Genomic DNA, 25,584 nt, shown 5'->3' with positions numbered 1-25,584 from the left:
TCCTTAGCGAGGTTCGAAGCGCAGTGCGGCCGAATTGATGCAGTAGCGCAGGCCGGTCGGCGGCGGGCCGTCCGGGAACACGTGGCCCAGGTGGGCGTCGCAGACGGCGCAGATGATCTCGGTGCGCACCATGCCGTGGCTGCGGTCGACCTTTTCGGTCACGTTGTCGGGATCCAGGGCGCGGAAATAGCTGGGCCAGCCGCAGCCGGAATCGAACTTGGCGTCCGACTCGAACAGCGGGGTATTGCAGCACACGCAGGTATAGATGCCGTGCTCGTGGTGGTCCCAGAACTTGCCGGTGAAGGCGCGCTCGGTGGCGGCGTGGCGGGTCACCTGGTATTCCATGGGGTCGAGCTGGGCGCGCCATTCGGCGTCGGTCTTGGTCACTTTGTCGTTCATGTCGGTCTCGTGGTTCTCGTCGTTCTCGTTAAACGGTGTTCAGGAAGAGCAGCTGACTTCGAGGTGGGCCGCCCAGTCGGGCGGCAGGGCCGCGTAGGCCTCGTTTTCCGGCTGTTCGTCGAAGGGGCGCGCGAGGATGGCGAGCAGCTTGTGCACGCCGGCATAGTCGCCGTTCTGGGCCTGTTCGATGGCGGTCTGCGCCAGGTAGTTGCGCAGTACGTACTTCGGGTTGGCGCGGTGCATGGCGGCGCGGCGCTGCGCGTCGACGCTGTTCTCCTGGCGCAGGCGGTCCCGGTAGCTGGCGGCCCAGGCGTCGAAGGCCTCGCGCTCGATGAACAGGTCGCGTAGCGGCGCGTCGCTGTCCGGGCCGCCGTCCAGCTTCAGTTCGCCCAGGCGGCGGAAGAACAGGGTGAAGTCCGCATGGTTGGCCTGCAGCAGCTTGAACATGGCGTCGAACAGGGCTTCGTCGCCGGGGCGGGCGTCGAGCAGGCCGAGCTTGGCGTGCAGCAGCTCATCCAGCTTGCTGCCGAAGGCCGGGCGGTAGACGTCGAGCGCCTCCTCGGCGTCTTCCGGCGTGCCGATCAGCGGGAGCAGGGCATTGCCCAGCGCATAGCAGTTCCAGTGGCCCACCGGGACCTGGTTCGCGTACGAATAGCGGCCGCCCTGGTCGGTGTGGTTGCAGATGTGGTTGGCGTCGAAGGCTTCCATGAAACCGAAGGGGCCGTAGTCGAGCGTCAGGCCGAGGATCGACATATTGTCGGTGTTCATGACGCCGTGCATGAAGCCCACCGCCTGCCACCCTGCGATCATGCGCGCGGTGCGGCGCGTGACTTCGGCCAGCAGCTCCCTGTAGGGATTGGCCGCCCCCAGGAACTCGGGATACCAGTTCTTGATGACGTAATCCGCCAGCAGCTTCAGCTCGTCCTGCTTGTTACGGTAGTGCCAGTGCTCGAAGGAGCCGAAGCGCACGAAGCTGGGCGCCATGCGGGTGACGACGGCGGCGGTCTCGACGTTCTCGCGCATGACGCGCTGTGGCGAGCCGGTCAGCATCAGGGCGCGCGTGGTCGGGATGCCGAGCGCGGCCATCGCTTCCGAGCACAGGAATTCGCGGATCGACGAGCGCAGCACCGCGCGCCCGTCGCCCATGCGCGAATAAGGCGTCAGGCCGGCGCCCTTGAGCTGCACTTCCATCGCTCCTTCGGGGCCACTCAGGTCGCCCAGCACGATGGCGCGGCCGTCGCCCAGCTGGCCGGCCCAGACGCCGAACTGGTGGCCGGAATACACCGCCGACAGGGGCTGGGAGCGCATGGCCACCTTGTTGCCGCTGAAGACCTCGACGAAATCGTCGCGCGCAAGGTCCGCCGGGTCGAGCCCCACCAGTGCCGCCGCGGGTGCGCTGGCAGCGATGAAAGAGGGGCCCGGCAGGGGCGTCGGCATCAGCCGCGTAAAGAACGCGGGCGGCAACTCGGCGAAGGAGTTGTTGAAGGGAATTTCGTCGGCAGTAATGGCGGCTCCAATATGGAATGTCGCGAAGTTGGCAGGATTTTACCGTACCCGGGCGGATTCCATGCGCCACGGGTGTGCATGCACGCCAGCGGCCGGGATGCTGCATCGCGTCATCGATTTGGATTGACGCAGCTCAAGCATGCCTTGAAACTCGCCATTACCTTGGAAATGTTGCCAAATAATCACGTTGCATAGGGAGGAGCATGAGCGAATACCCGATGAGTCCCCTGATGGGGCAGATGATGGACCAGCCCCTGCTGGTCTCGAGCATTATCCAGTTCGCCGCCCGCCACTATGGCCGCAGCGAGATCGTATCGCGCCGCGTCGAGGGCGACATCCACCGGTATACCTACCGCGACTGCGAGCTGCGCGCGCGCCGCATGGCCCAGGCGCTGGAGACGCTGGGTGTCAGGATGGGCGACCGCGTCGCGACCCTGGCCTGGAACGGTTACCGCCACATGGAGCTCTACTATGCGGTGTCGGGCTCCGGCGCCGTGCTGCACACGATCAATCCGCGCCTGCACCCGGAGCAGATCGCCTACATCATCAACCATGCGGAAGGGCAGTACCTGTTCTTCGACATGACGTTTTTGCCGGCCATCGAAGCCATGGCGCGCCACTGCAAGACCATCAAGGGCTATGTGGCGATGTGCGACCGCGCCCACATGCCGCAGGAGACGGGCATCCCGAACCTGCTGTGCTACGAGGACCTGGTCGCGACCTCGCCGGGCGACTTCGCCTGGCCGCAGTTCGACGAACGCTCCGCCGCGGCCCTGTGCTACACCTCGGGCACCACCGGCAACCCGAAGGGCGCCCTGTATTCGCACCGCTCGACCGTCCTGCACGCCTACGCCTCGGCCATGCCGAATGCGCTGAACGTGTCCAGCAGCGACGTCGTGCTGCCGGTGGTGCCGATGTTCCACGTAAACGCCTGGGGCCTGCCGTACTCGGTGCCGCTGTCCGGCGCGAAAATGGTGTTCCCCGGCCCGGCGCTGGACGGCAAGTCGCTCCACGAACTGTTCGAGAGCGAAGGCGTGACCTTCTCGGCGGGCGTGCCGACCGTCTGGCTCGGCCTGATCAACTACATGATGCAGAACGAGCTGCGCTTCTCGACCTTCCGCCGCACCGTGATCGGCGGCTCGGCCTGCCCGCCGGCCATGATGGACACCCTGATCGACCGGTTCGGCGTCGACGTGGTGCATGCCTGGGGCATGACGGAGATGTCGCCGCTCGGCACCGCCTGCACCCTGATGGCGAAGCACCGTGCGCTGCCGCCTGAAGAACAACGCGCGGTGCTGCGCAAGCAGGGCCACGCGATCTACGGCGTCGACATGAAGATCGTCGACGACGACGGCACCGAACTGCCCTGGGACGGCGCGACCTATGGCCACCTGCTGGTGAAGGGACCATGGGTGGTGTCGGGCTACTTCCGCGGCGAGGGGGGCGAGGTGCTGCAGGACGGCTGGTTCCCGACCGGCGACGTGGCCACCATCGACCCGGACGGCTACCTGACGATCACGGACCGCAGCAAGGACGTGATCAAGTCGGGCGGCGAATGGATCGGTTCGATCGACCTGGAGAATATCGCCATGGCCCACCCGGCCGTGCTGCAGGCCGCCTGCATCGGCGTGCAGCACCCGAAGTGGGCGGAGCGGCCGCTGCTGGTCGTGGTCAAGCGGCCCGGCGCCGAACTGTCGCGCGAGGAGCTGCTGGCCTTCTTCGAGGGCAAGGTGGCCAAGTGGTGGATCCCGGACGACGTCGTGTTCGCCGAGGCCCTGCCGGTGGGCGGCACCGGCAAGATCCAGAAGAACAAGCTGCGCGAGGCTTACCAGGACCACCGCCTGCCGACGGCCTGAGTTCGCAATCACAGGGCTGCTCAGGCATGCGGGGTTTCAAGGACGGGGGACGCGGTTGACCAGCTCCTCGCCACGTTCGAAGGCGCCGATGCTGTCGATGGTGGTCTGCATGATCTGGCCGATCGCCTCGACCGTGAAGAAGGCCTGGTGGCCGGTGACGATCACGTTCGGAAAGGATACCAGGCGCTGGATCACGTCGTCGCAGATGATGGTGGTCGACAGGTCCTGGAAGAAGAGGTTGGCTTCCTGTTCGTAGACGTCGATCGCCAGGCCGCCCAGCTGGCCGGTCTTGAGTGCCTCGATGGCGGCGTTGGTGTCGACCAGGCCGCCGCGGCTGGTGTTGACCAGGATGCTGCCGCGCTTGGCCCGCGCCAGCGTGCCGGCATTGATGATGTGCCGGGTCGAGTCGAGCAGGGGGCAGTGCAGCGACACCACGTCGCTGTGCGCGAGCAGCTCTTGCACCGGCAGGTAGCGGCCGCCCGCCTGCACGAAGGCGGGATTCTCGCAGGGATCGTGGCCGAGGACGGTGCAGCCGAAGCCGGCCATGATGCGGGCGAAGATGGCGCCGATCTTGCCGGTGCCGATGACGCCGACGGTCTTGCCGTGCAGGTCGAAGCCCATCAGGCCTTCCAGGTCGAAGTTGCCGTCGCGGGTGCGGGTGCTGGCGCGCGCGATCTTGCGGTTCACGGCCAGCAGCAGGCCGACCGCGAACTCGGCCACGGAATGGGGAGAATAATCGGTGACGCGCACCACGGCGATGCCCAGCGCCTCGGCCGCCGCCACGTCGATCTGGTTGTAGCCGGTGGAGCGGGTGGCGACCAGGCGCGTTCCCTGCCGGGCCAGGATGGCGAGCACGGCGGCGTCGACGTTGTCGTTCACGAAAACGCAGACCGCCTCGCAGCCCGCGGCCAGCGCGGCGGTCGAGGCAGTGAGGCGGTCTTCGACGAAGCGCAGTTCGTGGCCCGCGCCGGCGTTGGCGCGGGCCAGCATGGTCTTGTCGTAGCGGCGGGCGCTGAATACGGCGGTCTTCATTTCTTTCCCCTGCAGGGATGCGTTGGCCGTCATTCTATGCCCCTCTGGTCGGGAGGGGTGCGCCGCCGGCCGACGGCTACAAGGCGGGAATCAGGACCTTGTCGACGACGTGGATGACACCGTTGCTCGCGCGTACATCGACCGCCGTGATGCTTGCCTCGACAGCGGTGGTGTCCCGGATCCTGGGCGGTGTGGCCGACACGAAGCTGATGGTCTGGCCGGCCACGGTCGCAACTGGCGTGCCGAAGGGAATCTGGGTCGACAGTACCTGGCTGGACAGGACGTGGTAGGTCAGCACGGTGCGCAACTGGGCGGCGCTCAGGTTTTGCGGAGCCGCCGCAAACGCGGTGTTGCTTGGTGCGAAGACCGTGAATGGGCCCGTGCCACCGAGCGTGCCTTGCAGATTGCTGGCGACGACCGCCGCGACGAGGGAGCTGAAGCTGGGATTCACCTGCGCCATCTGGACGATGTTCAACACGCCGGGCGGCACCAGCACCTTGTCGACCACGTGGATGACGCCGTTACTCGCCGCGACATCGGCGGTGGTGACGGTGGCGACCGTCAGGGCTGCGTCCGTGATCCGGACGCCATTGCTGAAGTCGAGGCTCAGCCTGGCCGGGGCATTGGCATAGGTATAGGCGGTCGTCTGGCTTGCCCCGCCGGCGCGCAGGTCGGCTGCGGAGCGCTTGGCCGCCAGCACATGGTAGTTCAAGATGCTCTGTAGTGCGGCGGGCGGCAGTGCGTTGACCATTGCGGCCGCATCGGCAAATCCGAGGCGGGTGGCCAGGTTGGCGAAGGCCTGGTCGGTCGGCGCGAATACCGTCAACTGCGCGTTCGCGTCCGTCAGCGTGCCGCCGATGCCGGCCTTCGTCACCGCTGCCAGCAGGGCGTTGAAGCCCTGGTCTTTCGCTACTTCCGCAATATTTTTTTGCATCGCGACTGGCGGATCGTCGTCATCGCCGCCGCAGGCGGACAGGAAGCCGGCACAGGCGCATGCCAGCAGGGCCGCTTTAACCAACCCGAATATCCTCACGGTGTGTCTCCTGAAAAAGATTGAACGCGGGTCTGCCGGGGCCAGGCACGGTGAACCCCGCGTGAACCGGGCGCCGGCAGCTGTCTGATACGCGGGAGATAGTAGATCGCATGCGAGCGCACACGATTGGTGAACCGCTTTTGGGCGGTTCATCTGAGGGTCATCCCGGCGACGCGCAGGTGCTCAGTTGCGAGCAGGAAGCAGGTGCCGGAAGGTCGGCTCGATGTCCATCGCATGCAGGTGGCGCACGATGTCTTCCAGCGTGGCGTCCTTGAGCAGCAGGCCGTCCGCGGCCGGCGCCGCGGCGCGGGGCAGGTCGACTGCCGTCTCGTTCTGTTTCAGCGAGACCAGCGCATCGAAGAACTGCGTTTTCTCGATGCTCTCCAGCCCTTCGAGGAAGGCGAGCTGCGCATGGACCGGCGGGGCCATCTCGAGGCCGGCTTCCTCGGCGAAGGAGGCGCCCATGCCCGGGTGGATGAAGGCTGCCCATCTGCCGGAGACCGGATTGAGCGCCGGAGGCAGCCGGACCTGCTCGCTGATCGGGAGTTCCAGTTGGGGGAAGCGCGTCTCGCGCAGCATGGCGACGAAACGGCGCGCATCCCCTTCAGGCACCGGCTCGCGCAGCGACAGCCACAACTGGTAGCCGGTCTCGCCCGTGATGCTGACCGCCGGCGCGGGAAAGCCGAAGGACTCCTGCAAGGCGTTCGCGACCGCGCACAGGTCGAGCCAGTGCTGTTCTGCCGCGGCGCCCCGCAGTTTCGGGAAGTCGATGACGATGGCGCGGCCCAGGCCTTCGGCGGAAACCAGCGAGACAAGACCCTGGCCGTTCCGATCCTCCGGCAGGTTCCCCGGCATCAGGTAGAGGCGGCTCAGTTGTGCGGACAGTTTTTCCATGGGGTGCGAGTGTGGGATGCGAGAGCGTTATTCTGGCACACAAGCCCGGGCCAGAAAATAATACGGGCGTACTTTTATTTGATGTATAGTTAAGAGGATTCGATAGCCGGGGCAAGCCCGAGCCACCAACAAGGAGAAGGAAGAGACATGAGCGCCGACTACACCGTCCAGGGCAGTGTTGCCGTTGTAACCTTGAATAATCCGCCGGTGAACGGCCTGGGCCTGGAGACCCGGACCGCCGCCGTCAACGCGATCCGCCAGGCCGAGAGCGACGACGCCGTCAAGGCGATCGTCATCACCGGCGCCGGCAAGGCGTTCTCGGGCGGCGCGGACATCCGCGAGTTCAATTCGCCCAAGGCCCTGACCGAGCCGACCCTGCACAGCCTGATCCGCGTGGTCGAGAACAGCAGCAAGCCGACCGTCGCCGCCATCCACACCGTCTGCATGGGCGGCGGCCTTGAACTGGCCCTGGGCTGCAACTACCGCGTGGCCATCCCTGCCGCCCAGATCGCGCTGCCGGAAGTGAAGCTCGGCCTGCTGCCGGGCGCCGGCGGCACCCAGCGCCTGCCGCGCGTGCTGGGCCTGGAGATGGCCCTCAACATGGTGGTGTCGGGCACGCCGGTGCCGTCCGAGAAGCTGGCCGGCACGGCCCTGTTCGATGAGGTCTTCCCGGCAGGAACCGACCTGTTACCGGCCGCCATCGCCTTCGCCGGGAAGGTCGCGGATATGCGTCCGCTCCCGAAGGTGCGCGACCGCAAGGTCGACTATCCGAACCACGAGGCCTTCCTCCAGTTCTCGCGCAACACCGTCAAGGCCATGGCCGGTCCTTTCCCGGCGCCGCTGGAGTGCGTCGAGACGGTCGCCGCCTCGGTGACGAAACCGTTCGAGGAGGGCCTGAAGTTCGAGCGCGAGCGCTTCCTGCACCTGGCGCAAACGCCGGAATCGAAGGCGCTGCGCCACGCCTTCTTCGCCGAGCGCGCCGCCAGCAAGGTGCCGGACGTGCCCTCGGACACGCCGGTGCGCAATATCGAGCGCGCGGCCGTGATCGGCGCCGGCACCATGGGCGGCGGCATCGCGATGAACTTCGCCAACGCCGGCATCCCGGTGAGCATCCTCGAGACCAGGCAGGAAGCGCTGGACAAGGGCCTTGCCACCATCCGCAAGAACTACGAGAACACGGTCAGGAAGGGCAAGCTGACCCAGGAAAAGTGCGAGCAGCGGATGAGCCTCATCACCGGCACCCTGGCCTATGAGGACATCGCCCAGGCCGACATCGTGGTCGAAGCCGTGTTCGAGGACATGGGCGTCAAGGAGCAGGTGTTCCGCAAGCTGGACGAGGTCATGAAGCCGGGCGCCATCCTCGCATCGAACACCTCGACCCTGGACCTGGACCGCATCGCCTCGTTCACCAGGCGTCCCCAGGACGTGATCGGCCTGCACTTCTTCAGCCCGGCCAATGTGATGAAGCTGCTGGAGATCGTGCGCGGCAAGGAGACCGGCAAGGACGTGCTGGCCACCGCGCTGGCGCTCTCCAAGAAGATCAGGAAGACCGGCGTGGTGTCAGGCGTGTGCGACGGCTTCATCGGCAACCGCATGCTGGAGCAGTACCTGCGCCAGGCTTTCTTCCTGCTGGAAGAAGGCGCGCTGCCCGAGCAGGTCGATGCCGCCATCGAGAAGTTCGGCTTCGCCATGGGCCCCTTCCGCATGAGCGACCTGGCCGGCAACGACATCGGCTGGTACATCCGCAAGCGCCGCGCCATCGAGTCGCCCGAGATCGCCTATTCGAAGACCGCCGACCTGCTGTGCGAACAGGGGCGCTTCGGCCAGAAGACCGGCGCCGGCTGGTACGACTACAAGGCGGGCGACCGCAAGGCGTATGCCTCGCAGATGGTCAACGACATGATCGAGCAGCACTCGAAGGACATCGGCGTGGAGCGCCGCGCGATTGCCGATGCGGAGATCGTGGAACGCCTGGTGTACGCCCTGGTCAACGAAGGCGCGAAGATCCTGCAGGAGGGCATCGCGCTGCGCGCTTCGGACATCGACATGGTCTACCTGACCGGCTACGGCTTCCCGGTGCACCGTGGCGGTCCGATGTTCTATGCCGACACGGTCGGGCTGCCGAACGTGCTCGACACCATCCGCAAGTATGCGCGCGGCCGCCATGGCGAGGCCTGGAAACCGGCGCCGCTGCTGGAGCAGCGGGCCGCTGAAGGCAAAGGCTTCAACGGGTGAGCAAGCGCAAGACCGGCAAACGCCTGTTGACCGGCGCGGTCGCGGCCCTGGTGCTGCTGGGGGCGACGAGCTATGCCAGTCCCTGGTGGCGCCTGCAGCAGCTGCGCGAAGCGGTGTCCGAGCGTGACGCGGCCCGTGTCGCCGGCTTCGTCGACTTCCCGGCGCTGCGCGAGAACGTGAAGGTCCAGGTGATGGGCAGGATGGGGGCGGGCGCGCCGGGGCAGGATGGCGGCGGCCTGCTGGGCAATGTCGGCAGGGCGCTCGCCGGCGTGGTGATCGACCCGCTCGTCGACGCCCTGGTGTCGCCGGCCGGCGTGACCGCCATGCTCGAAGCGGGCGACGTGCGCATCCGCCGCAAGCCGGACGACGGCATGCCGCCGCCTTCGTCGAGCGAGGAAAAGGTCCGCTATACGCTGTCCTACCGCAGCTGGGATCGGGTCGCCATCGAGCGCGAAGGCGGGGACGGCGGCGCCTTCATCCTGCACCGCCACGGCCTGTGGACCTGGAAGCTGGGCGGCATCGAGATGCCGCGAACCTAGCCACTGTTTGCTTCGCGTGACATTCCGCTGGTTTTGCATGGCCGGCGAAATGGTAAGCTGCGTCTTGTTCTTCTCGGAGCAACGCGATGCGAATACACCTTCTTCTTGCCGCCATGCGCAGGCGGACCGTCCTGCTCTGCCTGGCCTGGTGCACCGCCCTGGCCGGGTGCTCCCTGGAGGCCTGGATCGGCCTGGTCGCGACGCCCGACGAGCAGGCGCGGGCCCGCAGCCTGGTCCACCAGCTGCGCGCCCGCGACTATGCGGCGATCGAGCGTGCGCTGCGCGAAGACCTGCGCACGCCCGAGCTGCGCAAGACCCTGGAGACGATGGCTGCAGTGGTGCCTGCGGGTGAACCGCGATCGGTGACCATCGTCAGCGCGCACAAGAATACTGCGCCTGGCGTTACCTGGCTGACGCTTCGTACCGAGTACGAGTTCGCCACCGGCTGGATGCTGGCGACCGTCACCACCGAGATGCGCGACGGCGCTCGCTCCATTACTTCCTTTCACGTCTCTCCGATGGAGCAGTCGCTGGTGGCGCAACGCAGCTTCGGTTTGGCCGGAAAGTCGCTGATACAGTACGGCGTGCTCGCGGCGGCGCTGGCCGCTTTCGTGATCTCCCTGTACGCCCTGTACCGCTGCGTGCGTACCAAGGGCCTGGCGAAGAAAGCGCTCTGGGTCCTGTTCATCCTGGTGAGCTTCGGCCAGCTGGCGGTCGACTGGACGAGCGGGGAATGGCGCTTCGTGCCCCTGCACCTGCAGCTCCTTGGCGCGAGTTTCATGGCGCCACTGGACGGCCCCTGGATCCTGGTCGCCTCGCTGCCTGTCGGCGCCATCGTCTTTCTGCTGCGCGAAAGGAATGGGGCGCTTCCGATGAAGAAGGTGCCGGAAGGTGGCGACCATCCGGCCGGAATCACGGCTGATCACGGCGGTGCGTCGGCTCCCCCGAAGTCGCCATTGCAGTAGCGCCTTCGGCCTGCAGCTCCTTGCTCAGGAAGTAGTTCAGGGCGGTCCGGATGACCGCGATCGCGGCCAGCTTGCCGATCCGGTCCCAGGTCGGGGCGACCGAGGTCGAGAGGATGTCGGCCGCCAGCTGCAGCTCGAGGGCGAGCGTCAGATAGCGGGCGAACGACAGGCGGATCGGGCCGAAGCTCGCTCCCCGCTCGCGCAGCAGGTGCCGCGCCAGCGCCAGCACGACCACCACGACGCCCGCCGCGATCACCAGGGCGCCGAGCGCCTCCACGAAGAGGCGCAGCCATTCGACCGACGCCTGGACCTGTCCTTCCACCTGTTCGAACACCGCCGTCTCCCCTACGTGCATGCTGAGCCTCATGGTACAGCGATGGCCCTGGCGGGCGCGCAGCGCTCAGTGCTTGCTGCCGGATGCGCGCAGGGCCGCCAGCAGCAGGTCCAGCGCTTCGGCATACCGGACCCGGAGCGTGTCGGCGTACACCGCATCGTCCCGCGCTGCGGCGAGCGCCAGGCCGCTGCCGTGCGCGTGGTCGACCAGGATGTCGCGCCACAGGTCCGCTTGCTGTGTGAGCGTGGACACGAGCGCTTCCAGGCGCTGCGAGATCCGGACCGTCGTGCCGGCGAAGGCCGAAGGTTCGCCGAAGATGGCCAGGGTCAGGGCCGGATGGCGGCCGACGGCCTCGTGGTAGCGCAGGAGCAGCGCGCGCAAGGCCTCCTGCGGAGGCGCTTCGTCGTGCTCGCCCTCCAGTACGCCGCCATAGATCCTGCCCGACAAGGCGACCAGCAGGGCGGCGCGGTCGGCCACGTGGTGGTACAGGCTCATCGGCGTGACCTCGATGCGGGCGGCGAGGGCGCGCATCGACAGCGCCGCTTCGCCTTCTTCGTCCAGCAGGGACAGTGCGGCGTCCAGGATGGCGTCCAGCGTCACGCCCTGGCCACGCGCCGGCCGGCCTCTGGGCCGGTTCATGGCAGCACGCGGTAGGTCGACTGGACCAGGCCCGAAGGGAAGCTGCGGCTCGCCAGGAGTTCCAGGTCCAGGTCGCGCTCCAGTGCCCCGAATAGGGGGCGGCCGGCGCCGATCAGCACCGGGACGGTGGTGATCACCATGTCGGCGATCAGTCCCTCGCGCAGGAAAGACTGCACCAGCTGGCCGCCGTCGACATAGACCCGGCGCACGCCCTGTTCGCCGAGTGCACGCATCGCTTCGCGCGGGGACTGGTTTGAAAAGCGCACCTTGCCGTCCAACGCGGCCTCCACCTGCGTGCCCGCGAGCTGGCGCGACAGGACGAGGACGGGCCGGTCGTAGGGCCAGGTGTCGAAGGTCCGCACCTTGTCAAAGCTGCCGCGGCCCATGACGATCACGTCCTTGTCGGCGATGAAGTCGGCGTAGCCATGGTCTTCGCCGGCGGCGTCGCGCTGGAGCAGCCAGCCGATGTCGCCGTCGGGCCGGGCGATGTAGCCGTCGAGGCTGGTGGCAATGAATACGTGACCGGTGCTCATTGTCGTCTCCTTAAATATACGCTGTATAATTAAACCATTGCCTGGACCTCCGATCAAGTGCCCGGCCTCTTTCGCTGGGGTGAGTTTCCGTGGATTTTTTCGCCTGCCGGCTTGCTACACTGCCGGTTCCCAAACAATCGCTGGCGATCCAATGTCGAATCTTGAAAAGAAGTGGTGGTTCAACGCATTAGCCGGTGGCGTCAGCGCTTTCTGCGCGCGCTTCGTGCTCGACCAGGCCGGCATTCCCGATCCTGCCGGCGCGGCGCAATGGACGCTGTTCTTCTTCTGCGTGCTCGGCTTCTGGCGCGGTTTTTCCTTGCTGGCCTGGCTGGTGGTCCTGCTGGTGTGGCCGCGCAGCCCCTTGCTCGACTCGAAGTGACGCCACAATAAAAAAAATGCCGCTGTCTCCAGCGGCATTTTTCATCGAGCCTGCAATGCTCAGTCGTGGGCGTAGATGTCGTTGTCCTTGGTCTCGCGGATGAACAGGCCGCCGATGACGACGGTTGCCAGTGCGATGACGATCGGATACCACAGGCCGTAGTAGATGTCGCCCTTAAAAGCCACCAGGGCAAAGGTCACGGTCGGCAGCATGCCGCCGAACCAGCCGTTGCCGATGTGGTAGGGCAGGGACATCGAGGTGTAGCGGATACGGGTCGGGAACATCTCGACCAGCATGGCCGCGATCGGTCCGTACACCATGGTCACATAAAGCACCAGGATGAACAGCAGCAGCACCAGCATGGGCTTGTTGATCTCGGCCGTATCGGCCTTGGCCGGATAGCCGGCGGCGGTCAGGGCGCCGCTGACTTCCTTCTTGAGCGCGTCTTCGCGTGCCTTCGATGCGGCGTCGAAGTTCAGGTTATCCGGCGTCATGACCGCGTTGAAGGACTGGAAAGTCGCGTCGCCGACCTTGACCGAGGCCACCGTGCCGGCCGGCGCTTCCTGGATGTTGTAGCTCACCGAGGCGGCTGTCAGCATCCTGGTGGCGATGTCGCAGGACGAGGGGAATTTCTTGGTGCCGGTCGGGTCCACCTGGAAGTGGCAGGTGTTCGGATCGGCGACCACCACCACCGGTGCGGTCTGGATGGCGCGCTCGAGGGCCGGGTTGCCGTAGTGGGTGATGGCCTTGAAGATCGGGAAGTAGGTCGCCGCGGCGATCACGCAGCCGCCGAGGATGATCCACTTGCGGCCGATCCGGTCGGACAGCGAGCCGAAGAAGATGAAGAAGGGCGTGGCCAGGGCGAGGGCGATCGCGATCAGGATGTTCGCCAGCGGCTCGTCGATCTTCAGGGTCTTGGTCAGGAAGAACAGGGCGTAGAACTGGCCGGTGTACCAGACGACCGCCTGGCCCATGGTCAGGCCGGCCAGGGCCAGGAAGGCGACCTTGGCGTTCTTCGGCTTCAGGAAGGCTTCCGACAGCGGCGCTTTCGAGGTCTTGCCTTCCGCCTTCATCTTGGCGAAGGCCGGCGACTCGTTCATCGACATGCGGATCCAGACCGAGATGCCCAGCAGGACCACCGAGATCAGGAAGGGAATGCGCCAGCCCCAGGCCTGGAAGTTTTCCTCGCCCATGGCGGTGCGGGTGCCCAGGATCACCAGCAGCGACAGGAAGAGGCCGATGGTCGCGGTGGTCTGGATGTAGGAGGTGAACAGGCCGCGCTTGCCGTGCGGCGCATGTTCCGCCACATAGGTCGCTGCGCCGCCGTACTCGCCGCCGAGCGCCAGGCCCTGCAGGATGCGCAGCGTGACCAGGATGATCGGCGCGGCGATGCCGATCTGCGCATGGCTGGGCAGCAGGCCCACCAGGAAGGTCGAGGCGCCCATGATCAGGATGGTGACCAGGAAGGTGTATTTGCGGCCGATCATATCGCCCAGCCGGCCGAACACCAGGGCGCCGAAGGGACGCACGATGAAGCCGGCGGCGAAGGCCATCAGGGCGAAGATGAAGGTGGTGGTCGGGTCGCCGATGAAGAACTGCTTGGCGATGATGGAGGCAAGCGAACCGTAGAGGTAGAAGTCATACCATTCGAACACGGTGCCGAGTGAGGAAGCGAAGATGACTTTCTTCTCTTCCTTGGTGAGTCCGGCGGAGGAAGGTGCAGCTTTCCCTCCGGCGGTCATGCCGGGTGTAATTGCCATGTGTGTCTCCGTTATAGTTGATGGTCTTCGTGTCACCGGAAATGCTGATTGTTTGTCAGCTGTCGCGGAGTGTGTGCCGATTTCCTTACACGATGCTTTCTCAAAACTTACGCGAACCTTACAGATGAGCATTGCAATTGGTGCAAGACAACATAGCGGCGCCAGTTTTCACTCTGTCTGTACGCTTGCTGCGCCGCGCAATAGCACTTGCAACTATTTTACGAACGACCGTTCTTAATTATGCTATTCTCGACCGGTCCAGAACACCCATAGAAGGAGACAAGCATGGTAGACGCAGTCATCGTATCGACCGCCCGCACGGGCCTGGCCAATTCGTGGAAGGGCGCATTCAACATGACCCACGGCGCCACCCTCGGCGGCCACGTGTTGAAGGCGGCGATCGAGCGCGCCGGCATCGAGGCGGGCGAGATCGAGGACGTCCTGATGGGCTGCGCCAATCCCGAAGGCGCCACCGGCGTCAACATCGCGCGCCAGATCGCACTGCGCGCGGGTTGCCCGGTGACGGTGCCGGGCATGACCATCAACCGCTTCTGCTCGTCCGGCCTGCAGACCATCGCCACCGCCAGCCAGCGCATCCTGGCCGGCGAAGGCGAAGTCTTCGCGGCCGGCGGCGTGGAGTCGATCTCCTGTGTGCAGCAGGAAATGAACCGCCACATGCTCCACGAAATCTGGCTCAAGCAGAACAAGCCGGAAATCTACTGGCCGATGCTGCAGACCGCCGAAACCGTCGCCAGGCGCTACGCCATCAGCCGCGAGCGCCAGGACGAGTATGGCGTGCAGAGCCAGCAGCGCGCGGCCGCGGCCCAGGCGGCCGGCCGTTTCGATGCCGAGATCGTGCCGATGACGGTGACCATGGGCGTGGCCGACAAGGCCTCAGGCATGCTGCTCTCGCGCGAAGTGACCATCTCGCTTGATGAGGGCATCCGCGCCGACACGACCCTGGAGGGCGTGTCGAAGATCCGCACCGCGCTGCCGGGCGGCGTCATCACCGCCGGCAATGCGAGCCAGTTCTCGGACGGCGCCGCCGCCACCATCGTGATGAGCAGCCGCATGGCGCAGGCCAGGGGCCTGGCGCCGCTGGGCATCTTCCGCGGCTACGCCGTGGCCGGCTGCGAGCCCGACGAGATGGGCATCGGCCCGGTGTTCGCGATCCCGAAACTGCTGCAGCGCGCCGGCTTGACGGTCGACGACATCGGCCTGTGGGAACTGAACGAGGCCTTCGCGGTGCAGGTGCTGTATTGTGCCGACAAGCTCGGCATCCCGATGGACCGCCTGAACGTGAACGGCGGCGCGATCGCCGTCGGCCATCCCTACGGCGTCTCGGGCGCCCGCCTGGTCGGCCATGCCCTCATCGAGGGCAAGCGCCGCGGCGTCAAGTATGTGGTCGCGACGATGTGCGTGGGCGGGGGCCAGGGCGCGGCCGGGCTGTTCGAAGTCGTCTAACCACGTTTGACAGTAACAGGAGTCAGGATGCTCAAGCATATCGTGATGTGGAAGTTGAAGGATGAAGCCGAAGGCGCGGACCGCCTGGGCAATGCGCGCGAAATGAAACGCCGTCTGGACGCGTGCGCGAATATCGTTCCGGGACAGCTGGCCTTCGAAGTGACCCTGGCCCAGCCGGGCCTGGAGGCGACCTACGACGTGGTGCTGTATTCCGAGTTCACCGACAAGGCCGCGCTCGACGCCTACGTCAACCACCCGGTCCACAAGGCGGTGGTGCCCTTCATCGGCGCGATCCGCGAGGCGCGCCAGTGCATGGACTACGAGGTTTAAACCTGTAGGGTGGGCCTGGGCGGCCCCGCGGTCCTCCGCCCACGCGTTCAAGGAACGGACATGTGCCAAAGAGCGGGCATGGAGACGTGATCTGAACGCGTGGGCAGAATCGTCCACCCTGCGAGACCCCCATCCAATAAATAGAATGGAGACAGCAATGCGCACCACCCAGGAACTTTTTTCCCTGCAAGGCAAGACCGCCATCGTCACCGGCGGCTCGCGCGGCCTCGGCCTGCAGATGGCCCGCGCCCTCGGCGAGCAGGGCGCCAGGGTCGTGATTTCCTCGCGCAAGCAGGAAGAACTCGACCTGGCCGTCGCCGAGCTGAAGGAAGCCGGCATCGACGCCGGCGCCATCGCCGCCGACCTGTCCGACGAAGCGCAGGCCCACGCCTTCGTGGAACAGGCCATCGCCCACCTCGGCCACGTCGACATCCTGGTCAACAACGCCGGCGCCAGCTGGGGGGCGCCCGCCGAGGACTACCCGGTCGAGGCCTGGGACAAGGTGATGGACCTGAACGTGCGCAGCATCTTCCTGGTCACCCAGGCGGTCGGCAAACTGTCCATGATTCCGCGCCGCTACGGGCGTATCATCAGCATCTCGTCGATCGCCGGCCTGGCCGGCAATCCGCCGGGCACGATGCAGACGATCGCCTACAACACCTCCAAGGGCGCCGTGGTGAACTTCACGCGGGCGCTGGCCGGCGAATGGGGCCGCTACGGAATCACGGTGAACTCGATCGCCCCGGGCTTCTTCCCCTCGAAGATGACCAAGGGCGTGCTGGCGGCTTTCGGCGCCGAGAACCTGGCCAAGGATGCGCCGCTGAACCGCCTGGGCGACGACGAGGACCTGAAGGGCGCGGTGGTGCTGTTCGCCTCCGACGCCGGCAAGCACATCACGGGCCAGACGCTGGCGGTCGACGGGGGCGTGTCCGCGGTCTGAGACCGAACAAGGGGAGAACAAGCATGAAGGATTTTCGCGGCAAGGTCGCCGTCATCACCGGCGGCGCGAGCGGGCTGGGGCGCGAGTTCGCCAACACGGCGGCGCAGCTCGGCATGAAACTGGTGCTGGCCGACGTGCAGGCCAAGGCCCTCGAGCACGCCACCGAAGAGCTGCTCGATGGCGGCGCCGAGGTGCTGTCCATGGTCTGCGACGTCAGCAAGGCCTCGCACGTGCAGGAACTGGCCGATTCGGCGATGGCCCGCTTCGGTGCGGTGCATCTCGTGTTCAACAATGCCGGTGTTGGCTCCGGCGGGCTGATCTGGGAAAACTCGGAGCAGGACTGGGAGTGGGTGCTGGGGGTGAACCTCTGGGGCGTCATCCATGGCGTACGCGTCTTCACCCGTGCGATGCTCGAATGCGCCGCGCGCGATTCCGGCTATGAGGGTCACATCGTCAACACCGCGTCGATGGCAGGCCTCCTTACGCCCCCCGCCATGGGCGTGTATAACGTGTCCAAGCACGCCGTCGTCGCACTCACCGAAACGCTCGAGCACGACCTGGCGCTGGTCGGCGCGCCGATCAAGGCCTCGGTCCTCTGCCCTTATTTCGTGCCGACGGGCATAGCCCAGTCGCACCGTAACCGGCCGGAGGAACTGGAGAGCGACGAGCGCGTGACGCCCAGCCAGCTGGCGGCGCAGATGATGACGGAGAAGGCGGTCGAGTCGGGCAAGGTGACGGCGCAGGACGTGGCACGCATCACCTTCGATGCGATTCGCGAGGAACGTTTCTACATCTATTCGCACCCGCAGGCGCTGGGGGCGGCGGCCGAGCGTTTCGAGGCGATCGTGAAGGGGACGCAGCCGGCCGATCCCTACGCGGCGACGCCTCAGGTGACGGCGATGCTGAAGGCCGGGGTCAAGGGGCGGCGCTGAACGTCGCCCCGGCGAAGGCCGGGACGACGGGCTCGGTGCTTACCGGGTGGCGCAGAACCCCGTGCTGTCCCAGGTCGCGCCGGCCGCCAGGTCCGGCTTCCAGTCCGGCCCCGACAGCTTCATCACGCCATTCTCGAGCGTGTACTTGCCGTTCCACAGCCCGGTCGGCGTGCCGGCGACCGGAAGCGACACGGACCAGCCCACGGCATTGACCTGGCTCGTATTGCTCACCTCCACCCGGGCACAGTAGCCGCTGCCCCAGTCCCCGGTGATGACCAGCTTCGACAGCAGCGCGCCGGCCGGCAGCTGCGGCGGCGCTTCCACCGGTCTGGCGGGACGCGTCGCGCACAGGCCGATCTCGGCCCTGTCGCCCGGACGCAGCATCTTGTTCCAGTTCATGCCCTTGACGGTGAGCTTGCGCCCTTCCTGCGTCCAGCTGCCGTTCCACAGCGAGGTGACGGTGTCCGGGAAGTCCTGCTCGGCCACCCACCAGCCGGCAGTAGTGCCGATATTCGTGACCGTCATGGTGCCGCACCAGCCGCTGCCCCAGTCGTTCGGCCTGGCGAACGTCACCGAGACCGTCGGCACCGGCGCCGGCGGCAGCGGGTTCGGGTAGGGGCCGGGCTCCACTGCGTTCGGATCGAGGAAGGCCTTCTTGGTCGCGGTCAGCAGCGGATTGTCGACGCCGTCCGTGGTGCCGTAGTTGACCAGCCAGATGATGGTGCCGGCCGCGCCTTCGCCGGCGCGGGTCGATTGCGCCCAGGCGCCCTTGGCGGCGATGGTGGCCGGCTCCTCGTAGCTCAGGTAGCCGGTCGCCCACTCGGGACGGCTGGCCGGGGTGTAGCCGCCCGGGTAGACGCGGTAGCTGGTCTGGGTGGCGGCGTCCCAGGCGAGGATGCCGTTGTTCAGGTAGCCGTGCTTGTGCAGCTGGGCGTAGTTCCAGCGCACGTCGAACACCGACCACTGGCTCAGGTCGCCGTCGGTCGGCTGGTCCGGCGCGGTGAACGGCGGCGCATAGTTCATGCCGTAGAAGCCCAGGCCCATGCCCAGCTTCGAGCGCGGGATGCCGGCGTCCTCGTACATCTGGATGGTGCTGGCGATCGACATCGGGCGGGTGCGGCTGTGGCCGGTGAGCGGGGCGAAGGTGGTGCTGCTCCAGCCCTGGCCGAACCAGCCCATGCCGTAGCTCATGAAGTTGTACTGGTCGACCAGCTTGGCCACGCGCTTGTGGTGCTCGCTCACCTTGTCGATATTGGTGTTGAGCATGCCGGCCGGGAAGGTGATGATGACCGGCTTGTCCTGGTAGCGCGCTCGCGCGTTGGCCTCCTTGCGGATGTCCGCGATCAGGGCCTCCAGCAGGGCCTGCTCCTCGAGGGCTGCATCCGCGATGCCTTCCCAGTCCACGTCGACGCCGTCGTAGCCCTTGGCGACCATGTAGTCGACCAGGTTCCTGACGAAGGTCGGGCGGACGGCGGGCTGCGAGGAAGCGATGAAGCCGGCGTTGTCGCCTTCGCCGCCCAGCATGATGATGGCCTTGGTCCCGACCTGGTGGGCGCGCATGACCAGATATTCTTCGACGCTCTTGTCCCAGGCCGCGCCGGGACCGAGGTCGCGGCGCTCATGGGCGCTGCCGGCGCCGGGCACGATCTCGCCCGGTTTGCCGCTCTTGCCGCCGCCCGGACCGATGCGCGCGAAGACGAAGTGTGTCATCGCCGTCATGTCGACGTGCTCGGGCGCCTGGTAGTCGGGGTTGTCCCAGAAATAGGCGCCGTAGTAGCCGGTCACCCATTTGCCGCTGTCCTGGGCCTGCGCCGCGCTGGGAGCGCCGGCGCTTGCCGCCAGCAGGCAGAGCGCCGCCAGCCGTTTCAACGATGTCTTCATTTCTTTCCTCCTGTGGTTGCCATGAGGAAAGAATGTTAAGTCCGTCCGCGCCCGGAATCTGTCGCACAAATGTCTTTCCCCCACCCGAGGGGGGAGTGCGGAAGGGGTGGGCGCGGATCAGGCGGCGACCTGGCCGTCGGGCTGGACGACCCTTTCGTGCAGTTCCGGCTCGCCCTCACTATACAGCTTGACGACGGTCGAGGTGCGGGTGCCGTAGCCATCCGACTCGATGCAGACCGGCGACAGCATGCGCTCGATCTCGATCGGCATGCCGGTCTCGGGCAGGCGCACGTCCGGCGCGCGGGTGGTGTCGGCCAGCATCTCGAAATAGGCGTCTTCCGGCGCGCCCTGGCACAGCAGGCTGGCGAACTGGGCCTTGGTGCGCAGCACCTTGGGCCAGGGTGCGTCCAGCAGGCCGTTCGAGATGCCGTAGATGCGGCCCGGTTCCAGGGCCTGGCCGTTGCGCGGATCGTCCGCGCCGCGGTTCGAGTACCAGTACAGGGCCTCGCGGTCGCCCAGCACCAGGTTGTAGCCGTTGTAGACGTCGCCGCGCGCGACGATGTCGGCGATGTACTCCTGGGCCGACATCGCGCCCGTCAGGAAGCCGGCCACCAGGTCGCCGCGGGTGGGCGCGTTCTCGCGGCGCTCGGCCGGGCCGCGGATATTCGTCAGGGCGGCGAAGCGGGGGCCGTTGGGGCCGTCGGTCGTCACTCCCATCCAGCTGCCGCCGCCTTGCAGGTCGCGGCCCGCGATGACGTGCGGGTGTTCCGGCCAGGGCGCGGCCGGGGTGGCGGGACGGTCGTAGAACTCGTCGCGGTTGGCCGCGGCGATGACGGGTACGCCCGGCAGCACTTTCCAGGCAAAGACGATCAGGCACATATTGGCAGGTCCATGAAGATTTCGGACCGGCGCGGGCCCTGGATGAATTCGGCAAGGCCGGCGTCAAGCGCGGCCCCTTCCACCGCGCCGGCGAAGGACTCGGTGGTGGCGGGATAGACTTCCATCCACGTCTGCAGGCCGTCGCGGACTTCCGGACGGCGCTTGAGCTGGCAGGCGACGCCCTCAACGGCGAGCCGCGCCTGCATGGCGCGCACCCGCGGCGCGAGGGCGGCGGCATCTTCCTCGCGCACCTTGTAATACACGTACAGGTCGATCATCGCTAGATGTCGAGCGCGTCGAGGTGGTAGGGCATCTGCTCGAAGCGCAAGGCGGGGCCGCCGGCCGCGCCATGGCGCACGTCCTCGCCGAGCGCGCCCAGCTTCAGCTCGACCAGCAGGTCGGCGCCGCCCAGGCCGTTGGGCGCCGCGTTGACCACCATGCCGCAGGGTTGGCCCGGGTCTTCCATCGAGTAGACTTCGTCGCCGGCGCGCACGGCCGGGTTGTCGACCGTCGCGAGGGCGGTACGGCGCTTGAGCTTGCCGAGATACTGGCTGCGCGCGACGATTTCCTGGCCCGGGTAGCAGCCTTTCTTGAAGTTCACGCCGCCCAGCAGTTCGAGGTTGACCATCTGCGGCACGAACTGTTCCTGGGTGGCGCTTGTGATCTGCGGCACGCCGGCATGGATGGCGGCGAGCTGCCAGGCTTGCGCGCCGCCCAGCGCCAGTTCGCCGGCGAGGGCGGGCAGGGCGCTGCTCGCGGCTTCGGCCGTGGCCAGCCACAGGTAGCGCGGGGCCTTGAACGCGTCCGCCAGGCGGATCACGGTGCCGAATTCGCCCTGGACCTTGCCGTAGGGCGCCTCGGGCAGCGTGGCCACGTGCCGGCGCAGGGCGGTTTCGGCTTTGGCGCCACCCAGGCCGAGCACGGCCGCGAAGGGCGCCTCGATGGTAGCGTCGCGCAGCTTGGCCTTGGCGCGCAGCACGAACATCGACAGGCGTTTCTGCAGCGGCGCCTGGATGGCGCGCGGCAGTTGCAGATACACGGTGTCGGGATCGCGCCAGACCAGGAAGGTCGCCTGCAGGCGGCCTTTCGGCGTGCAGTAGCCGGCCAGGCGGGCTTCGCCCTGGCCAAGGTGTTCGACGTCGTTGGTCAGCTGATTGTGCAGGAAACTGGCGGCATCCTCGCCTTGCACGGCGATCAGACCCAGGTCGGTGACCGCGGCCACGAAGCCCCCGGCCAGCTCGGCGGCCGCCAGGGGACGGCCAAAATCTTCCACTTGGGAAGCCTCGTCAATATGGAAACGGGCGCCAAGCGAGGAAAGCGTATCTGTCCAGTTGAGCATAAATCCAGTTAGTATTAGCAATTAGGCTTTATCATTACGGGCTCATTATAAAGATGTCGGCAAAATCGCGCCGGAAGCGGTCCAACCCGCGACGCACACCACAAAAAGAACACATGGCATTCATTAAAAAACTCCTGGTCACCGGCGTCATCGTCTCGGTGGCCGCGGTCTCCGGGTTTTCCTGGTGGGCCAAGAGCCCGCTCACCACGGAAGGGCCGGTGGTCGAGTTCACCATCAATCCGGGCAGCGGGGTCGGCGCGGCGGCCCAGCAGATGGCCAAGGCCGGCGTGCCGGTCAACCCGCAGCTGTTCAACATCCTGGCGCGCGTGACGGGCCAGGCCGGCAAGATCAAGGCGGGCAGCTACGAGCTGAAGCCGGATACCTCGCCGCGGCGCCTGCTCACCCAGCTGGTGCGCGGTGAGTTCGCCCAGGAATCGATCACCATCGTCGAAGGCTGGACCTTCCGCCAGATGCGCGCCGCCGTCCAGGCCCACCAGCGCCTGCGCCACGACACCGTCAAGCTGTCGGACGAAGAGCTGATGAAGAAGATCTCGACCGAGTACACCAAGCCGGAAGGCCTCTTTTTCCCGGATACCTATCTCTTCGCCAAGGGCTCGTCGGAACTGGCCATCTACAAGCAGGCGCACCAGGCGATGCTGAACCACCTGAAGGCCGCCTGGGAAACCCGCGACCCGAGCCTGCCCTACAAGAACCCCTATGAGGCCTTGACGATGGCCTCGATCATCGAGAAGGAAACCGGGCAGAAGAGCGAGCGCACCATGATCGCGGGCGTGTTCGTCAACCGCCTGCGCACCGGCATGATGCTGCAGACCGACCCGGCCGTGATCTACGGCATGGGCGAGCGCTTCGCCGGCGATATCCGCAAGAAGGACCTGCAGCTCGACACCCCCTACAATACCTATACGCGCAGCGGCCTGCCGCCCACCCCGATCGCCCTGCCGGGCATCCAGTCGCTGTCGGCAGCCCTGGCCCCGGCCAAGACCCAGGCCCTGTATTTCGTGGCGCGCGGCGACGGCACCAGCCAGTTCTCGGACAACCTGAACGACCACAACCGGGCAGTCAACCAGTACCAGCGGCGGATCAATCAATGACGCAGGACGGTATGGTCAGAGGGAAATTCATTACCTTCGAGGGCATCGACGGGGCCGGCAAGTCGACCCACATCGGCTTCGTCGCCGATTTCCTGGCGGCGCGCGGCAAGACCGTCGTCTCCTCGCGCGAACCGGGCGGCACGCCGCTGGGCGAGAAGCTGCGCGAGCTGCTGCTGCACGAGAAGATGCACCTGGAAACCGAAGCATTGCTGATGTTCGCCAGCCGCCGCGAGCACATCGCCCAGGTCATCGAGCCCGGCCTGGCGCGCGGCGACTGGGTGCTGTCGGACCGTTTCACGGATGCCAGCTTCGCCTACCAGAGCGGTGGACGCGGCCTTGGACGCGCGAAGATGGAGGCGCTGGAGGCCTGGGTGCATCCGCATCTGCAGCCGGACCTGACGCTGCTGTTCGACGTGCCGCTGGACGTTGCGCGCGAGCGCCTGGATGCGACCCGCACCCTCGACAAGTTCGAGCGCGAGCAGGCCGGGTTTTTCGAGAAATGCCGCGGCGAGTACCTTCGCCGGGCCGGGCAGTTCCCGGAGCGCTTCGTCGTGATCGACTCGACGCAGACGATTTCCGCGATCCAGTCCCAGCTGTCGCAAGTGTTGGAGAAATTGTTGTGACGATGTACCCCTGGCAGGAGACCGCCTGGTCCCGCCTGCAGCAGATGCGCGAGCGCCTGCCCCATGCCATCCTGTTCCACGGCCCGCTCGGCGTCGGCAAGGCCGACTTCATGGAAACCTTCGCCCAGACCCTGCTGTGCGAGAACGTGCGCCCGGATGGCCACGCCTGCGGCGCATGCGCGTCCTGCGGCTGGTTCCTGCAGAATAACCACCCCGACTACCGGCGCGTGCGGCCCGAAGCCCTGGAAGACGAGCCCTCCGGCGAGGCGGAAGAGGGCGCCGAGCCCGCCGGCAAGGCCAAGTCGAGCAAGGCGCCGTCGAAAGAGATCAAGATCGAGCAGATCCGCTCGCTCGCCGACTTCATGAACATCTCCACGCACCGGCAGGGGCTGCGCGTGGTGGTGCTGTATCCGGCCGAGGCGCTGAACATGCCGGCCTCGAATGCGCTGCTGAAGACACTCGAAGAGCCGCCCCCGGGCACCGTGTTTTTGCTGGCCTCGAACAGCCTGGACCGCCTGCTGCCGACCATCCTGTCGCGCTGCCGCAAGTTCGCGCTGCCGATGCCGGCCCACGAGGAAGCGCTGGCCTGGCTCAAGGCGCAGGGCGTGCAGGATGCCGACAGCTGGCTGCGCGAGCAGGGCGGCGCCCCGCTGGCGGCCTTGCAGGAGTCCGAATCCGGCAGCCGCGAGGAGATGGACACCCTGCTGCATTTCCTGGCGGCGCCCAGCGTCGATGGCGCCCTGCGCACCGCCGACAAGCTGTCCAAGGCCGCCTTGCCGGCCCTGGTGGCGTGGCAGCAGCGCTGGCTATACGATGTACTCTCGATGAAGCTGTCCGGCCGAATCCGTTATTATCCGCGCTACCAGAAGGAAGTTTCACAGCTGGCCGGCCGGGTGCCGACCGCCAGGCTGAATCGCGCCATCAAGGGGCTCGGGGAGCGCCGGGCGGTGGCGGACCACCCCCTTTCTGCGAAATTATTTGTAGAAGATATGTTGCTTGAGTACACTTCGTGCTGCGCATGAAAGGAATCAGATGAACGCCACGACGAACGACCCGACCGCCCCGCAGCAGCCGCGGCCGTCCGTCCTGTCGCTCGCGATCAAGGAAAAGGCGGCCCTGTACGCCGCCTACATGCCTTTCCTGAAGAATGGCGGCATGTTCGTGCCGACCACCAAGCCCTACAAGATTGGCGACGAGATCTACCTGATCCTGTCGCTGATGGACGACCCCAACAAATACCCGATCGCCGGCAAGGTCGCGTGGATCACGCCGGCCGGGGCCAACAACAGCAAGGCCCAGGGCATCGGCGTGCACTTCCCGGCCGACGAAGCGGGCCAGCGCGCCAAGGCGCGCATCGAAGAGATCCTCGGCGCGGCCCTGCGCTCGGCGCGCGCTACCCACACGCTCTGATTCAATTTAATTTACCCATTTCGGTTTCGCATTAGCTGCGCTTAATCTATGCCGTCCTACGTTCACCGCCTCGCCACCCGCGACGACCTGCCCGCCATCGTCGACATCTACAATTCCACGATCGCCTCGCGCGAAGTCACCGCCGACACCGACCCCATCACGGTCCAGTCGCGCGAAGGGTGGTTCGCGGACCATACGCCGGAGCGTCGTCCGCTGTGGGTGATCCATGACGCCGACGACAGGCGCGACGATCCCGAGGTGATCGGCTGGCTGTCCTATTCGAATTTCTACGGCCGCCCGGCCTATTCCGGCACGGCCGAGGTGTCGATCTACATCGCGGAAAGCGCGCGCGGCAAGGGCATCGGCCGCTACTGCCTGGAGCTCGCCATCGCGCATGCGCCGGAGGTGGACGTGCACACCCTGCTGGGCTTCATTTTCGGCCACAATGCGCCGAGCCTGGCACTGTTCGGCAAGTACGGCTTCGAGAAATGGGCGCATTTCCCGCGCGTGGCCAATCTCGACGGCATCGAGCGCGACCTCATCATTCTGGGCAAACGCGTCGCCTGATTC

At 66.5% G+C, this 25,584-nt stretch carries 27 protein-coding genes; 14 read left to right on the top strand and 13 right to left on the bottom strand.

Annotated elements, in window-relative coordinates; all coding sequences use genetic code 11:
* Nucleotides 1-3: 3 nt before the first annotated feature.
* Nucleotides 4-399, bottom strand: coding sequence for a peptide-methionine (R)-S-oxide reductase MsrB (gene msrB / locus ACQ7JA_RS10385; RefSeq protein ID WP_430897273.1), 396 nt, complete (start codon nt 397-399; stop codon nt 4-6).
* A 39-nt stretch (nt 400-438) separates the two neighbouring features.
* Complete coding sequence (locus ACQ7JA_RS10380; RefSeq protein WP_430897416.1) at nt 439-1,917, bottom strand: protein adenylyltransferase SelO; 1,479 nt, start codon at nt 1,915-1,917, stop codon at nt 439-441.
* 191 nt (nt 1,918-2,108) lie between these two features.
* Between ACQ7JA_RS10380 and ACQ7JA_RS10375 the strand changes: the two genes are divergently transcribed.
* Nucleotides 2,109-3,761, top strand: a complete 1,653-nt coding sequence (locus ACQ7JA_RS10375; RefSeq protein WP_430897271.1) for a 3-(methylthio)propionyl-CoA ligase — start codon at nt 2,109-2,111, stop codon at nt 3,759-3,761.
* Between the two features lie 36 nt (nt 3,762-3,797).
* Here the strand turns inward: ACQ7JA_RS10375 and ACQ7JA_RS10370 are convergent, their stop codons facing one another.
* The 3 genes from ACQ7JA_RS10370 to ACQ7JA_RS10360 all read right to left on the bottom strand — a co-directional run bounded on the left by ACQ7JA_RS10370 (nt 3,798) and on the right by ACQ7JA_RS10360 (nt 6,720).
* Entirely contained in the window at nt 3,798-4,793 is a 996-nt protein-coding gene (locus ACQ7JA_RS10370) for a 2-hydroxyacid dehydrogenase (protein WP_430897269.1), read from the bottom strand.
* Nucleotides 4,794-4,869: 76 nt separating this feature from the next.
* Nucleotides 4,870-5,811: a fasciclin domain-containing protein gene (locus ACQ7JA_RS10365; protein ID WP_430897267.1), complete on the bottom strand. Its 942-nt coding sequence runs from the start codon at nt 5,809-5,811 to the stop codon at nt 4,870-4,872.
* Nucleotides 5,812-6,009: 198 nt separating this feature from the next.
* The gene (locus ACQ7JA_RS10360) at nt 6,010-6,720 is read right to left on the bottom strand and encodes a hypothetical protein (protein ID WP_430897265.1); all 711 of its coding nucleotides are present in this window, start codon (nt 6,718-6,720) and stop codon (nt 6,010-6,012) included.
* A gap of 147 nt (nt 6,721-6,867) precedes the next feature.
* Between ACQ7JA_RS10360 and ACQ7JA_RS10355 the strand changes: the two genes are divergently transcribed.
* The 3 genes from ACQ7JA_RS10355 to ACQ7JA_RS10345 all read left to right on the top strand — a co-directional run bounded on the left by ACQ7JA_RS10355 (nt 6,868) and on the right by ACQ7JA_RS10345 (nt 10,459).
* The gene (locus ACQ7JA_RS10355; RefSeq protein ID WP_430897263.1) at nt 6,868-8,955 is read left to right on the top strand and encodes a 3-hydroxyacyl-CoA dehydrogenase NAD-binding domain-containing protein; all 2,088 of its coding nucleotides are present in this window, start codon (nt 6,868-6,870) and stop codon (nt 8,953-8,955) included.
* Entirely contained in the window at nt 8,952-9,494 is a 543-nt protein-coding gene (locus tag ACQ7JA_RS10350) for a DUF2939 domain-containing protein (protein ID WP_430897261.1), read from the top strand. The genes ACQ7JA_RS10355 and ACQ7JA_RS10350 overlap by 4 nt, the downstream gene beginning before the upstream one ends.
* An 86-nt stretch (nt 9,495-9,580) precedes the next feature.
* Nucleotides 9,581-10,459 carry a hypothetical protein gene (locus ACQ7JA_RS10345; RefSeq protein WP_430897259.1) on the top strand — a complete coding sequence of 293 codons (879 nt, stop codon included), beginning with the start codon at nt 9,581-9,583 and terminating at the stop codon, nt 10,457-10,459.
* Here ACQ7JA_RS10345 and ACQ7JA_RS10340 read toward each other — a convergent pair.
* From ACQ7JA_RS10340 to ACQ7JA_RS10330, 3 genes are read right to left on the bottom strand one after another with little or no spacing between them, the layout of a single operon-like run.
* Nucleotides 10,407-10,814, bottom strand: coding sequence for a DUF1622 domain-containing protein (locus ACQ7JA_RS10340; RefSeq protein ID WP_430897257.1), 408 nt, complete (start codon nt 10,812-10,814; stop codon nt 10,407-10,409). The two genes, ACQ7JA_RS10345 and ACQ7JA_RS10340, sit on opposite strands and share 53 nt — an antisense overlap.
* Before the next feature lie 45 nt (nt 10,815-10,859).
* A complete protein-coding gene (locus ACQ7JA_RS10335) occupies nt 10,860-11,432 on the bottom strand; it encodes a TetR/AcrR family transcriptional regulator (protein WP_430897255.1) in 573 nt (190 codons plus the stop codon).
* Entirely contained in the window at nt 11,429-11,965 is a 537-nt protein-coding gene (locus ACQ7JA_RS10330) for a dihydrofolate reductase family protein (RefSeq protein ID WP_430897253.1), read from the bottom strand. The genes ACQ7JA_RS10335 and ACQ7JA_RS10330 overlap by 4 nt, the downstream gene beginning before the upstream one ends.
* 151 nt (nt 11,966-12,116) lie before the next feature.
* Here ACQ7JA_RS10330 and ACQ7JA_RS10325 point away from each other — a divergent pair, with 151 nt between their 5' ends.
* Nucleotides 12,117-12,344, top strand: a complete 228-nt coding sequence (locus tag ACQ7JA_RS10325; protein ID WP_430897251.1) for a hypothetical protein — start codon at nt 12,117-12,119, stop codon at nt 12,342-12,344.
* Between the two features lie 59 nt (nt 12,345-12,403).
* Here ACQ7JA_RS10325 and ACQ7JA_RS10320 read toward each other — a convergent pair whose 3' ends face one another.
* Entirely contained in the window at nt 12,404-14,104 is a 1,701-nt protein-coding gene (locus tag ACQ7JA_RS10320) for an MFS transporter (RefSeq protein WP_430897249.1), read from the bottom strand.
* A 285-nt stretch (nt 14,105-14,389) separates the two neighbouring features.
* On the opposite strand from ACQ7JA_RS10320, the gene ACQ7JA_RS10315 reads away from it, so the two are divergent.
* The 4 genes from ACQ7JA_RS10315 (at nt 14,390) to ACQ7JA_RS10300 (ending at nt 17,770) form a co-directional block, all read left to right on the top strand.
* The gene (locus ACQ7JA_RS10315) at nt 14,390-15,568 is read left to right on the top strand and encodes an acetyl-CoA C-acyltransferase (RefSeq protein WP_430897247.1); all 1,179 of its coding nucleotides are present in this window, start codon (nt 14,390-14,392) and stop codon (nt 15,566-15,568) included.
* Nucleotides 15,569-15,595: 27 nt separating this feature from the next.
* Nucleotides 15,596-15,898: a Dabb family protein gene (locus ACQ7JA_RS10310; RefSeq protein ID WP_430897245.1), complete on the top strand. Its 303-nt coding sequence runs from the start codon at nt 15,596-15,598 to the stop codon at nt 15,896-15,898.
* A 157-nt stretch (nt 15,899-16,055) separates the two neighbouring features.
* The gene (locus ACQ7JA_RS10305) at nt 16,056-16,838 is read left to right on the top strand and encodes an SDR family oxidoreductase (protein WP_430897243.1); all 783 of its coding nucleotides are present in this window, start codon (nt 16,056-16,058) and stop codon (nt 16,836-16,838) included.
* 23 nt (nt 16,839-16,861) lie between these two features.
* Nucleotides 16,862-17,770: an SDR family oxidoreductase gene (locus tag ACQ7JA_RS10300; RefSeq protein WP_430897241.1), complete on the top strand. Its 909-nt coding sequence runs from the start codon at nt 16,862-16,864 to the stop codon at nt 17,768-17,770.
* 39 nt (nt 17,771-17,809) lie between these two features.
* Here ACQ7JA_RS10300 and ACQ7JA_RS10295 read toward each other — a convergent pair whose 3' ends face one another.
* The 4 genes from ACQ7JA_RS10295 to ACQ7JA_RS10280 form a co-directional block, all read right to left on the bottom strand.
* Nucleotides 17,810-19,651 (bottom strand): glycosyl hydrolase family 18 protein, encoded by a 1,842-nt coding sequence (locus ACQ7JA_RS10295; protein WP_430897239.1) that lies wholly within the window; start codon nt 19,649-19,651, stop codon nt 17,810-17,812.
* Between the two features lie 117 nt (nt 19,652-19,768).
* Nucleotides 19,769-20,530: an NRDE family protein gene (locus ACQ7JA_RS10290; RefSeq protein ID WP_430897237.1), complete on the bottom strand. Its 762-nt coding sequence runs from the start codon at nt 20,528-20,530 to the stop codon at nt 19,769-19,771.
* Nucleotides 20,521-20,808 carry a DUF4936 family protein gene (locus ACQ7JA_RS10285; RefSeq protein ID WP_430897235.1) on the bottom strand — a complete coding sequence of 96 codons (288 nt, stop codon included), beginning with the start codon at nt 20,806-20,808 and terminating at the stop codon, nt 20,521-20,523. The genes ACQ7JA_RS10290 and ACQ7JA_RS10285 overlap by 10 nt, the downstream gene beginning before the upstream one ends.
* Nucleotides 20,809-20,810: 2 nt before the next feature.
* Nucleotides 20,811-21,869 (bottom strand): YgfZ/GcvT domain-containing protein, encoded by a 1,059-nt coding sequence (locus tag ACQ7JA_RS10280; RefSeq protein ID WP_430897233.1) that lies wholly within the window; start codon nt 21,867-21,869, stop codon nt 20,811-20,813.
* A 113-nt stretch (nt 21,870-21,982) separates the two neighbouring features.
* On the opposite strand from ACQ7JA_RS10280, the gene mltG reads away from it, so the two are divergent.
* Genes mltG through ACQ7JA_RS10255 form a run of 5 tightly spaced genes read left to right on the top strand, consistent with a single transcriptional unit; the run spans nt 21,983 to nt 25,581 of the window.
* Nucleotides 21,983-22,981: an endolytic transglycosylase MltG gene (mltG, locus tag ACQ7JA_RS10275; protein WP_430897231.1), complete on the top strand. Its 999-nt coding sequence runs from the start codon at nt 21,983-21,985 to the stop codon at nt 22,979-22,981.
* An 11-nt stretch (nt 22,982-22,992) separates the two neighbouring features.
* Nucleotides 22,993-23,604 (top strand): dTMP kinase, encoded by a 612-nt coding sequence (tmk, locus tag ACQ7JA_RS10270; RefSeq protein WP_430897229.1) that lies wholly within the window; start codon nt 22,993-22,995, stop codon nt 23,602-23,604.
* A 2-nt stretch (nt 23,605-23,606) separates the two neighbouring features.
* The gene (locus ACQ7JA_RS10265) at nt 23,607-24,626 is read left to right on the top strand and encodes a DNA polymerase III subunit delta' (protein WP_430897414.1); all 1,020 of its coding nucleotides are present in this window, start codon (nt 23,607-23,609) and stop codon (nt 24,624-24,626) included.
* A gap of 10 nt (nt 24,627-24,636) precedes the next feature.
* Complete coding sequence (locus tag ACQ7JA_RS10260; RefSeq protein WP_258829584.1) at nt 24,637-25,014, top strand: PilZ domain-containing protein; 378 nt, start codon at nt 24,637-24,639, stop codon at nt 25,012-25,014.
* A 48-nt stretch (nt 25,015-25,062) separates the two neighbouring features.
* Nucleotides 25,063-25,581, top strand: a complete 519-nt coding sequence (locus ACQ7JA_RS10255) for a GNAT family N-acetyltransferase (RefSeq protein WP_430897227.1) — start codon at nt 25,063-25,065, stop codon at nt 25,579-25,581.
* Nucleotides 25,582-25,584: the final 3 nt, after the last annotated feature.

The sequence above is a fragment of the Massilia sp. BKSP1R2A-1 genome, from assembly GCF_050586525.1.
Lineage (GTDB): Bacteria > Pseudomonadota > Gammaproteobacteria > Burkholderiales > Burkholderiaceae_D > Telluria.
The sequence above is the reverse complement of the archived record's forward strand: the minus strand, read 5'-3'. Positions and strand labels throughout refer to the sequence as shown.